Annotated in this window: 1 protein-coding gene; it reads right to left on the minus strand. The window is 50.3% G+C overall.

The features are described from left to right. Nucleotides 1-9: 9 nt before the first annotated feature. Nucleotides 10-13,437 (minus strand): SDR family NAD(P)-dependent oxidoreductase, encoded by a 13,428-nt coding sequence (locus ACWJJ4_RS15510; protein ID WP_454021794.1) that lies wholly within the window; start codon nucleotides 13,435-13,437, stop codon nucleotides 10-12. Nucleotide 13,438: the final 1 nt, after the last annotated feature.

Below are 13,438 nucleotides of genomic sequence, written 5' to 3' on the forward strand. Positions count from 1 at the left end.
ACTCCTCTCTTATTTAAATGCTTTCCAAAACATTTTTTTCGCAGGAAGCTCTTGTTTCTCCGCTCGTACGTCAGGTTCTTTTACCAGAGCCTTACGTCTTAATGACGGTACCGGCAGCGGCTTTCTTTTCATTCGGGTATCTTTTTCTTCCCAAGCTTCCAGAATGACGTGGGCGTTCGTTCCGCCGTCGGCAAAGCAGTTGATGGCTGCTGACGGTCTGGCTGCATCCCATTCGCCGGCTGTTTTATGAAAGTGAAAATCTGTCTTTGTTATATCAAAATGCGGCATCGGTTCGTCTCCTGAGAGAAACGGAACCGTTTGTTTATGCTTCAGCATTAATACGACTTTAATGAAGCTTGCAATGCCTTCTGCGCAAAGCGGATGCCCGATGTTCGGCTTGATTGACCCGATGCCGAGCGGAACATGCTGACCTGAGCGGTATACGGATTGAATCGCCTTCAGCTCAAGCAAATCAGTCACCGCGGAACCCGATCCGTTTGTTTCGATATAACTGATGTCTTCCGGCTTTTTGCCGCTTTTGAAAAGCGCGCTTTGCATGACATCTTTTTGCGCCTGCATATTCGGGGCTGACGGGCCTGCCGTTCTGCCGTCATTGTTCATGGCGGCAGCCTTAATGACCGCGTGTATCGTGTCGCCGTCTTTTTGCGCCTGTCTTACTGTTTTTAACAGCACCATGCCGACGCCTTCACCGAGGACCACTCCGCCGGAACGCTTGTCAAATACGTGAAATGCCGGTTTTTCGTTTAACAGCCCGCGCTCTTGGAACATCCGGTGCGCCGCATCCGTGTTCAGCAGGCTGACGCCGCCAACTACCGCCGCTTTGATATCGCCGCTTCTCAGTGCCTGAACGGCCATGTTCATTCCTGTCAAAGCCGATGAACAAGCCGTATCAAGTACGATACTCGGCCCGCGCAGATCAAAAAATTGCGAAACGTTTGCCGCTAAATAATTCTGCCCGCCCGCAACAATCGGGTTGCGGGTATTCGCAAGACTTTCAGGATCAGGCTGATGCTGGCTGCGGCCTCCGATATACACACCGGCTTCTATGCCCTTGATTTCTTCACGGGTATAGCCGGCATGGCACCAAAGTTTCAAGCTCTCTTCCAGCACCGCCAACGCCTGAGGGTCCATCGCTTTCGCGTCGTTTTCCGGAATGAAAAAGAATTCGGAATCAAAGTGATCCATATTGTCAATCAATCCCGCAACGTATTGATTTGCATATCCGAAACGTTCCGCCGGGACGGAGCCGATTGCGGACCTGCCGCTTCTCAGCAAATCCCAATATTGTTCTAACGATTCCGCTCCCGGAAAACGGCAGCTCATTCCGACGACGGCAATGTCTTCAGTTACAGCAGCACGCTTTTGCTCAGTGTGAACCGTTTGTACGGCAGCCGGAACCAACATTTCTGTATCAGGTTCCTCCCTTTCTGCAAGCAGCTGTTGACCATTGGATACAAGCCATTCGGCAAACGCGTCAATCGTCGGGTGTTCATATAAAACAGACGGATCTAAGTCCTCTTTGAGCGCATGATTCATTTGCTGTAAAAGCTGCGCTAAAATGATCGAATCAACCCCGTAATCCTGAAACGGTTCGTCTGTTTCCAGTTCTTCCGGAGCGATTTTCAGCTCATCGGAAAACAGTTTCACAAGCCACGCCTTCGTATCAAGAAGCAGTTCTCTGTCTGAATGTTTTTCCGCGGCTTTGCCGTTTATTACGGCTTCAGTCTCTTTTTGTTTTTTCTCTTGACAGAGCAGCCTGTCAGGATGCCATTCGCTCCGATCAACGATAGCCGGCAGAACGGACGGGCGGATGTTTTCAGATAAAATGCGGTCCAGCAAGTCAAGTCCTTCCGCGTTGGACAGTCCCAGCAGCCCGGTCTGCTTCAGGTTTTCTGTGCGGACTTCACCCAATCCGGTTTCCTTCCAGTTCGGCCATTGAATGCTGACTAACGGATATTGATACTGATGAGCCGCCGCGAAATAATCCATGTACGCATTTGCCATCGCATAATCCGACTGTCCCGCCGCGAGCGCCGGAACGACTGCAGATACTGAAGAAAATAAGACAAAAAATTGCAAAGGATCATTTGTGAAAAGGCTGCTTAATGTTTGAAGCCCGGCGACTTTCGGTTCCAGCACTTCTTGTATATCGTCGGCAGTCTTTCTGATAAACGCCGGATTTACTGAATTAACCGATCCCGCACAGTGAATGACGCCGCCGATCGGTCCCATCGTGCGCCGAATCGTTTCAATTTCCGCTGCCGCCGCATCATGATCAGACAATTTCAGACTGATCACCGCCACTTGCACTCCTTTTGCTTCAAGCTCTTCAATCGCCCGTATCTTCTCTTTCAGCTTCGTATTAACGGCTGACCGTTCATGACGGGGAGGAATCGGCTCCCTGCCTGTCAGCACTACTTTTTTCACGCCGTGTTTTTCTGTGAAATGGCGGGCGCATAAGAGACCCAGTCCCCTCGTCCCTCCGGTAATGAAAAGCACATGGTCTTCAGGAAACGGTGCGGGCTTATGTTCTGCTCGCTTCCCGCTTGGAATCTCCCTGAATAAAGCACGGTATCTCTGTCCGTTTCGGCGGCAGACTTCCGGTTCTGTGCTGTCCGCCGAAAATTCATCTGCAATCTGTTTGGCAAGCGTCTGCTGATCCGTATCTGTATCGGCATCCATGTGTTTGGACGTCACGTTTTGATACTCATTTTGAAGCATTCTGTACAGGCCGCTTTTTGCCGCTCCTGCAAGATGAATCGTTTTCTGCTGAAATGGCTCCAAGCCTTTTGTTACATATAGCAGCGTCAGCGGCCGCGCTTGCCGGCGGCTTGTATCAATCAGAGTCTGGAGCCGGCTGATCCCTTCCAGTGAAAGGTCTTCGTCTCCGCATCCCGTCAGATCGATTGCGCCATCTATGTGATTCCAATCGCTAGCTGCAGTGTCAGCGGAATCGACCGGGAAAATGAACGAGTCAGCGAAATGCTTTGCAGTCTCTTCGGCAAGCCCCGCTGTCCTTGCATCAGCCAGAATCATGACCGTCCTGCCGCTTTTCTCACCGGCCGAATCGATCTCACTCGGAACCCATTGCTTTTCTAAAAGCACAGCCTCGCGCCGGTCTTCTGTTTCCTGCGGTACGGCTTTCGATTCAGGCAGCCAGTAAGGCTCCTTCGCAAACGGGTAAGCCGGCAGACTGATTCTGCGGGGTTTTTCGCCTTGATAGAGTCTGTCCCAGTCCATCTGAAGCCCTTTGGCCCACAATTCCGCTATTTTGACGTATTTTTTCTTATCGAACCACGACCTGACAAGCTGCTTCAGATCATCGTCCGTTTCAAATGCTTTGATTTCTTTTTTTGCCGTTTTGATGTGGGCTTCATATATCCCTTCACCCGTATTTCCGTTTACAAAATCGGTTAAACGGCTGATCAGTTCTTCTCTCGAACCGGCTGTAACCGCAAGACGGTAATCCATCGCATCACGCCCGGTCTGAAGCGTGTATGCCATATCTGAAAGATTGATATTCTGATTGGCTTTTGCAAATTCGATCACAGACTCGGCATAGGTTTTTACCTGCGGCGCTTTTTTCGCCGACAGCACAAAAATGTTTGTCTCATCAGACTTACGGCTTCCTCGGTCTTTCGGCCGATACTCTTCGATAACGAGATGAGCGTTTGTGCCGCTGTAGCCGAATGAGCTGACACAGGCCCGCCGCGGTGCTCCGCCTGTTTCCCAAGGTTTGAGTTCGGTATTGACAAATAAAGGCGAGTCATCGAAATCAAAATGTTCATTCGGCGTGCTGAAATGAAGGGTCGGCACAAGCTGCTGATGTTTCATCGACAGCAAAACCTTCTGGACGCTTGCTACACCTGCCGCCGCCGACGTATGCCCGATATTCGATTTAACCGAACCGATGGCGCAAAATTGTTTGCGGTCCGTTTTTTCCTTGAATACAGAAGATAAGGCTTCTAATTCAATCGGGTCCCCCTGCTTTGTGCCGGTGCCGTGCATTTCCGCATAGGTGATGCTCTCAGGGTGGATGTTGTGCGCTTCATACACTTGACGCTCTAATTCCATTTGGCTTTTCGCGCTTGGTGCGGTAATGCCGTTGGTTTTTCCGTCCTGGTTAATTCCTGATCCGATAATGACTCCGTAAATATGGTCTTGATCGGCTTCCGCATCTTTCAGCCTCTTCAAAACGAGCGCCCCCGCGCCTTCGCCAGGCACAAATCCGTTCGCACTGTTATCAAATGCTTTACATTGGCCGTCAGGAGACAGCATTCCTGCTTCACACATGCTGATGTATGATTCAGGCGTTAAATACAAGGTGACGCCGCCGACAAGGGCCATGTCAATTTCATGATTCAACAGCGCCTGACGCGCCAAATGAGTCCCGACAAGAGATGAAGAGCATGCCGTATCAATCGGAATGGCAGGCCCTTTCAAATTGAGATAATAAGGCAGGCGGGCCGCCGCGATGCTGAAACTGTTGCCCGTCGCGCTTCCTCCTGTCTGATGTTTGTTTAACATCATGCCGTATTCATTGTTCATAATCCCCAAATAAACGCCGCAATTTTTTCCGTTTAATTCTTTTGAGCTGTAACCCGCATCTTCAAAGGCTTTAAAACCTTCCTGTAAAAATATCCGGTGCTGCGGGTCCATAAGTTCCGCTTCAGACGGAGATATATTAAAGAACAGCGGATCAAACTCTTCAATGCCGTCAAGCATACCGATTGATCTGCAGTATACTTTGCCCTTCTTGTTTAAGGCCGGATCATAGTATTTGTTTACATCCCAGCGGGAAAGCGGGATGTCGCGAATGGCGTTTTTCGCACGGGCTAAGTTGTCCCAATATGTCTTTAGGTCCGGCGCATCCGGGTACTTGCCCGACATGCCGACGATGGCTATCGCGTCCGCTATCTCGTCTTTAGGCTCCCGTTTGGCCTGCACCGGTTCAGGTTCCTTTTGAACCGTTAATCTCTCCGGCTCGGCAGGTGTTTTCTCCTGCGGGGCGGCTTGCTGCGTAAGCGGCTTTGGACGTACGGGAACCGCCTGTTTTTTTCTTCCGCGGACGGACGGCTGCGTGCGCAGAAAATCGGCAAATTGACGGATTGTCGGATAATCATACACTTTCGTTACATTACAGTCCGTGCCATACCGTTTATTGACGGCCTTTATCCATTCAAGACCGGTAATCGAATCCATACCGAGGTCAATAAAGGCCTCATCAATATCCACTTCATGCCGCTCCATGTACAATACATCAGCCAGTGCTTTTGATAACTCGTCATGCACCGCTTCAATCGGTTCTTCCGGTTCGGCGGAAGCTGCTGTTTCAGACATCGCCTCCAGAATATCCGCTTCTGCTTGTATCACATGCTGCTTATGAGCGTTTAAAGGCTGCAGCAGTATGTTTGACGGTTTTTTTACGGCCTCTGTTTTCTGCGGTTCGGCTGCTTCCTCAAGGATCGGTTCTGTCCCGAGCTCTTTTTGCAAGAAGGCCGCAAACTGGCGGATTGTCGGATAATCATATACCTTCGTCACTGTAAGGGACGTGCCGTACGCTTTATTAACGGCCTTTATCCATTCAAGACCGGTGATTGAATCCATGCCGATATCAATAAATGTGTCATCTGCGTCGATATCGTCGGCATCCATATATAAAACGTCCGCCAACCTTTCCGTTAATTCGGCACTTACTTTTTCAGCGGAAACCGCCGGACGGGAAGCAGACTGTACGGTTCTTTTCGGTGTCGCGCCGCTCAAAGGCTGCAATGAAATGTTTGACGGTTTTTCTTTGGCAGTCTCCTCGTGAAGAGTTGTTACTTCAATGACCGGTTCCGGGACGGCCGCCGGTGCGATCGGCGCAGACTGTGTTTCGGCCGGTCTTTTGACAGCTGTATCAGCTGATGTGTCGATCCAATAACGGTCTTTTGCAAACGGGTAGGCCGGGAGACTGATTTTTTGCGGTCTGCCCATTTGATACAGCTTATCCCAATTCAGCGGAAGGCCCTTCACCCAAAGCTCTAATACCTTTGCGGCTTTGCCTTTTTCAAGCCATGCCTCAATGGTTTTTTCCATGTCCTCATCAGCCGCAAACAGCGCCATCGTGTCTTTATTCTGTTTGACTTGTCCGCGGTAGAGCCGTTCAATTGACTCCTTGCCGCCCGTAAATTCGTCAAGCTTTTCTTCAAGCTCGCGCAAATTGCTGACAATCATTCCGAGACGCTCTTCCATCGGTTCACGTCCGATTTGAAGCGTATATGCGATCCGGCTCAGATCCGCTTCCCGGTAACGCCCGCTCCGCAGCGCATCAAGAAGACGTTCCGCCCGTTTTTGAAGCCGTTGCTCACTTTTCGCGGAAAGGACGATCATCGACGGATGAGGTGCGGCAAAAGCCATCTCCTTATCCTCATCAGCGGTATATTCTTCGATGATGATATGAGCGTTGACACCGCCGGCTCCAAATGAGGAAAGCCCCGCGGTTCTCGGCAGTTCTTTATTTACTCCGTTTTCATTTATGACCGGTCTTTTCCACTCTTCAAGCGTCTGCTGCACTTTGAACGGCGTAGCGAGAAAATCAATATTCGGGTTAAGCGTCCGGGAATGCAGTGACGGTGCGAGCTTCTTATGTTTCATTTGCAGGAGCACCTTCGTCAGACCCGCGATGCCCGCCGCGCTTTCACAGTGCCCGATATTGGATTTCGCTGAGCCGATGGCACAAAACTGTTTATCTTGTGTTTGTTCTGAAAAGGCTTTTGTCAGACCCGTGATTTCAATCGGATCACCGAGTGAAGTCCCGGTGCCGTGGGCTTCAATGTAGCTGACCGCCCTCGGATCGGTTCCCGCGTCTTTTAACGCCTGTTTGATCACCGCGGCTTGGGCGTTCGGGTTCGGTACGGAATACCCGTTTGTTTTTCCATCATGGTTTACGGCCGTTCCTTTGATCAGGCCGTAAATATGATCACCGTCCGCTTTCGCTTTAGAAAGCGGCTTAAGGAGCACGGCTCCCACTCCTTCACCGGGCACATAACCGTCCCCGCCTTCACCGAAACTTTCACATCTGCCTTTGCTTGATAAAAATCTGTTCTGGCCGAGCATCAAATATTTATTCGGATGAACGGATACATTGACGCCCCCGGCAAATGCTGTCTCGCATTCCCCGTTCCGCAAGCTTTGGCATGCCAGATGAATGGCTGTTAAAGAAGAAGAGCACATCGTATCCAGCGCCATGCTCGGACCGTTAAAACCGAATACATAGGAAGCCCTGTTCGCAATTGATGACGGATTTCCGGTCAGCGCAAGCGATTTTCCGCGCGCCTGTTCTTCGGCTCCGTAAAGCTGATATTCCTCATACATGACGCCTACGTAAACACCGACATTGGCACCAAGCAAATCACCCGATGTTTCCGTGAGCTTTTTGTGCGTGTAACCGGCATCTTCCATCGTTTCGTAGACACATTGCAGGAATAACCGCTCCTGCGGGTCCATCAATTTTGCATCCCGGGGCGAAATAGAGAAGAATTGCGGATCAAATTTGTCCACGTCTTTCAAAAATCCTCCCCATTTTCCGTACGTCTTGCCTTCTTTATCTTTATCAGCGTCGTAATAAAGACTGTGATCCCAGCGATCGTTTGGAATTTCGGTTATGCAGTCAGTGCCTTCACTCAAGTTCTTCCAAAATTCCTGAAGATTTTCGGCCTGCGGATATCGTCCTGATATACCGATAATCGCGATATCTTCACGCTCCGTCACTGGATTTTTCCGCGTGTCTGTGCGGACTTGCGTAAAGCCTTTTTTGCCTTCATTCCGTTTGAAAACGGGCTTTACTTTCGCTTTCTCAGACAGCGCCGGTTTGGCTGCGGGGGTTTCTTCTGTTTTCATCCCGGTCACTTCCAGCAGCGTGTCCCGGTGTGCTTTCATAAAATACTGCGCCAGCGATTCGATATTCTGGTACTCGAAGAACAATGTTTTTGACAATGAACCGAAGCTCTTTTCCAGCCGGCCCGTCAAATGCATAATCATAATCGAATCAATTCCGTAATCTTCCATAGGCGCCTTGGCGTCAATTTTGCCGACAGGAAGTTTGGTTACTTCCGAAAGCACATGTTTCAAGAAATGCTCTGTTTTTTCTGCAAGCATGTTCTCTCCGCCTGCTGTAAGACCTGCCGGTTCTTCCGTTTCGCTGCCCTTATCCGGCTGATCATCCGCTGATTTTTTCAGAAACGCCCGGATTTTTGCGGCGTAGCCTTCCGTCACCATGATTTGGGATGTGTTTGCCGCCCACCCGCGGTACAAAGCATGGATGCCGTTTTCTGTTTTCATAGGGACCATGCCGCTTTCTTTTGTCAGCATCGCTTCCGTTTCAGCGTCAACCGTCATGCCGCCGTCTTTCCAAAGCGGCCAGCAGATTGAAAGGGTGTGTCCATAGCGTTCATTTCGGGCTTTTTTACGGTTTCTTTTTTCACTGAAGGCGTTCATAAACGCATTGGCCATCGCATAATCAGCCTGGCCCGCGCTTCCGGCGCTTCCGGCTCCGGAAGAGAAAAGAATCAGAAAATCAAGCTCAATGTCCTTTGCCGCTTCATCAAGATGAACCAGCCCGGAGACTTTCGGCGCCAGTACATCACGGATTTCATCTTTGTGCTTTTTCAGAATATAGTTGTCTTTTATCGTTCCCGCGCTGTGTATGATACCGTTTAATCCGCCGTACTTCCGGCAGATGTCCGCTGTGAGCGATTGAACTTCTTGTTTTTCCGTCATGTCCGTTTGTTTGTACACGGCTTGCGCGCCGAGATCGGACAGTTCTTGAAGCTGGACTTCTTTACGGTTATCCAACAGAGAACGCCCCGTTAAAATAAGAACGGCGTCTTTTGCATGCCGGGCGATTTCTTTGGCGAATAAAAATCCGAGTCCGCCCGCACCGCCTGTGATCAGATAAACACCTTTATCCTTCCACGGCTTTTCGGCGCCGAACTGTTCAAGCCCTGTTTCCTGCCATTGTGCCGTATAGCGCTTGCCGTTTTCATAGCGAATATGCTTGTCATCAGGATGAGCGCTGCATTCTTTTACATATCGGGACAGCGTGTCTGCCTTGACGTCCGGCTCCAATTCAATCAGCTGGCCGGTCAGGTTCGGGTTTTCAAGCGCCGCTGTTTTCAAAAGCCCCGTTAAGCCGCAAAGGAGCTGCGTATCCGCTTCTTGAGGCACGACAATCTGAATGAGCTCGCGCCCGCCGGAATTTGAAGCGAGGATTTTCTTCACTTCTTCGAACGCCTGAAGCGCACAAGCTTCAAACCGTTCGTCTTCACTCTTATGCTGATCACGGAGCACATGACAGCTGAAGTCTGTCTGTATGCTGTTCATTTGATCCGTAAACCGGTCTGATATCATCACGTGACGGGCTTTGAAATGAGTCGGTGCTTTTTCATGTACAGCGGTCTTCTCTTCCCATACGTGTTCAAAAAATAGTGTATCTGTTTTATCCGTTTCAATTTCCCGTGCGGAATAACCAGTCATTTTCACACATACATTGCCTTGTTCGTCACATACATCAATATCCAGCTTCTGCACGGCATCTTCAGGCTTGCTTTCGCCGCTGTACGCAATGGAAACCCACATATCGCTTTTACAGCTTTTCAACACATCAATCTGTTCGAGAGCAAACGGCAGCATCGGCCTTATGTCAGTCCCGTCTCTGTCAAGCATTAACCCGATTGTCGCGTGGAAGGCCGCATCCAAAAGGCTCGGATGAAGGACAAACTGATCTTTTGTATGAGAAATAGATGACGGGAGTGAGAGCTTTGCGAGCACTTTGCTGTCTTTTGCATAGATTTCCGTGACCGCTTTGTGAGCATCCCCGTATTCAATCCCCATCTGTTTGTATGCCTGATAGCAAGCGTCGGGTGTGATCATCAGACGGCGTGACTCTCTTAATTTGTCAATCTCGATTTTGGCCGGTTCGCCCGCTCGGACAACCGCCGCGCTTCCTTGCGCATAGAGAACGGGCTCTTGTTCCGCGGAAGCCGATTCACTGTAAACCGTGAATCCCATCTCCCCATTTTCTTCGTCATAAAGGCGGAGATACAGTTCTGCGGACTCATCCGCCGCTGTAAACGGACGTATCCATGCGACATGTTTCAGGCGGACTGTTCCTTCTTCCTTCGTTTCTGCCGCGTGTTCAACGGCCGCCCGGACCATTTCCAGATAAGCCGCGCCCGGTAACGTCCGCTCGTTTTTGACGACGTGATCTTTCAGGAAAAATTCTCCGCCGCTAAAAGAGGACCGGAAACGGACACCTGACATGTTTGATACATTTTCATGAAGGAGCGGATGCAGCATGCCTGCCCTGTTTTGCGGCAGCGATTCTCTTTTCTCCGCCTTTGGCACCCAATACCGGATTTTTTCAAATGGATATGTCGGCAGGCTGATCCGATTCGGTTTGTTTTCACTGTACAAGAGATTCCAATCCATCGTTCCTCCGCCGGCCCACTTTTCGGCAATCATCTCCAGACTCCCGGAAGAAAGCCATTTATGTATCAAGTCCGGAGCAAGCTCTGCCTGATTGCTTTTATCGGCTCGGTTCCGCCAGCATCCTCTGACCGTTTTACCCGCCAGAAAGCCTTCCAGCCGCTCTTTGAGCTGTGTCATATTCTGAGCGGTGAACGCAACCCGCTCCTCCATCTGTTCACGGCCGATCTGAAGTGTATACGCCGCATCCTCAAGCGGCAGGCCGGGATGAATAAATGCAGACAGCTTCGCAACATACTCTTTTAGCCGTTCTTCATTCCGGGCTGAAACCGGGAAAATGAATGTCTGTTCTTCTGCCGGTTCAGCATTTGTTCCGAGTGATTCTTCAGGGATAAATTCCTCCAGAATGAGATGCACGTTTGAACCTGTCGCCCCGAAAGAACTGATGCCCGCACGCCGGGGATATACGGTCTCATTTCCGTTTTCCTTTACTGAGGGCTGCTGCCATGCTTCGGTATGATGCTGGACGTAAAACGGTGATTGTTCAAAATCTAAATACGGATTCAGCTCCTCGGAATGAAGAGACGGCACCAGAGTTTTATGGTGAAGCTGCAGGGCAACTTTGCTTAAGCCGCTGATGCCCGCCGCCGATTCCGCATGGCCGATATTGGACTTCACTGATCCGATCGAACAGAACTGTTTGTCCTGTGTGTACTGGCGGAACGCCTTGACAAGGCCTTGAACCTCGATCGGGTCGCCGAGAGAAGTTCCCGTCCCGTGCGCCTCAACATAACTGACCGTGCGCGGATCGATGCCCGCTTTGTCCAGACATTCTTCAATCAAATCGGCCTGCGCGACAGGACTCGGCACGGAAATTCCGCTCACCGTCCCCACGTGGTTGACGGCACTGCCCTTTATCACCGCATAAATCCGGTCTCCGTCTTTTACCGCCTCTCGCAGCGGTTTTAATAAAACGGCACCGATTCCTTCAGCCGGTACATAGCCGTCTCCGTCTTTCCCGAATGTATGACAAACCCCGTCTGTTGAAAACATGTCCCATAAACCGTATGTCAGATATTTATTCGGATGCAGCGACAAGTTGACGCCTCCGGCAACCGCCGATTCACATTCCCCGCGCCGAATGCTTTCCGCAGCAAGGTGAACCGCAGTCAGCGAGGATGAACAGACCGTATCGACCGCCATGCTCGGCCCGTGAAAATTGCAAAAATATGAAACTCTGTTTGCGATTTGCGCATAATTAAGAGAAAGCGGGAATACATGATCTTCAGAAGAAGCTTCAGCTCCGACCAACGTATAATCCTTATGCATCACCCCTGTGAAGACGCCGACGCGCTGTCTCTTATTCCGTCCGCGCGCCTCTGCGAGCGACTTCGGCGTATATCCGGCATCCTCAATCGTTTCCCAGCATGTTTGTAAAAACAGCCGTTCCTGAGGGTCCATTGTTTCAGCTTCCCGCGGCGTAATCCGGAAAAATTGGGGATCAAAGCAATCCGGATCATCAATAAATCCGCCCCATTTTGAAATGCTCTTTCCGGAAGGCGACTTTACATTTTCAAATTTGCGCCAGTCCCAACGAGACTCCGGAATTTCGGTGACACAGTTTTTTCCTTCTTTCAGGTTTTCCCAGAATTCATGAATATTTTCGGCCTGCGGATAGCGGCCGGCCATGCCGATAATCGCGATATCTTCATCTTGCGGAACACTGCTTTTCCGTCTTCTTTCTGTTTGCTTCTCAACCTGCTTCTCTATTTTTGCAGGAGACGCGCTGAAATGGCTTCCGTACTGCTCTGTCAGGAAAGCCGCCAGCTCTGCTGCCGTCGTATATTCAAACAGCAAAGTCGGAGAAAGGGTTTCGCCGATTTTTTCGCTTATCGTTTCGACGACGTCAAGCAGTCCGGACGATGTCAGCCCCATTTCATAGTAGCCGACTTGAGAATCAATCTGTTCAAGCGGCTTGCCGATTTTTTCCGCCATCAGATTCATGACATACCGTTCTGCTTCCTCATGCGGGTGTCCGCCTTCAAGCGATGCCGCAACTTCCGGTAAACCGGCTTTTTCAGGAGACTTCTCAGCAGGCTTACGGTCTGTATTGATCAGCTCGGCATCCCGCACGAGCTTGCTTGTGAAATCTTTCAGCTCGGCTACTTTCCGGCCGGATGCGTTAAAAAACTCCAGTGTAATGTAAATGAGCTCTTTTTCCTGCCTGAGCGACGAACGTTTGATTCTCGTGATGCAGCCGGCCTGCAAAGGTTCGGAAGCTGTAAAAGATTCATAGAAAAGAGGCAGAAACAGCCTCTTTTCCCCATTTAACAGCGAGGAGATCAATAGGTTTGCGCCGACGCCGCTTCCGTCAAGAAGAGTCGGATGGAACAAAAACCCTCCGGCCTGTCCCATCGCGTCTTTTCCGAGCGATACATCAAAGGTGACGCCGTCCCGCTCCTCAAACACTTCTCCTTCCGCTTTCATATATCCGCTGTGAACCAATTCCTGGCTTCTGCATTGTGCATACAGCTCATTTAAATCGATGGTGCGTTCCGCCTCGCGTTTGACAGAGTCAAGATCAAGCGTGTCACTGAAAACTGCGGGTGCCGTCTCGTGCATTTCCGCTTTGACGTAAATACGTGCTTCCGGCTGGACTCGTCCGCCGCTGACCTCAGCCCCTTTTGCGGTAAGTTTCCAGCGCCCTTCTTTTACCTTCGTACATTCAACCGTAAGCTTGACGGCGCTGTCTTCTTTCGCGATAAGCGGCTGATATATGGATAAATGGCGCAGCTGAAGCCCGTCGTATGAATAGCCGCGCTCTTTGAAAATCTGATAAAACATATCAATATAAGCCAATCCCGGAAGGACTTTTTGTCCGTAAACGTCATGATGTAAAATAAACGGATTTTTCAGCGATAAAGTGATTTGCTTATTGAAGTTCTTCACG

The sequence above is a fragment of the Bacillus sp. JK62 genome (genome assembly GCF_053663455.1).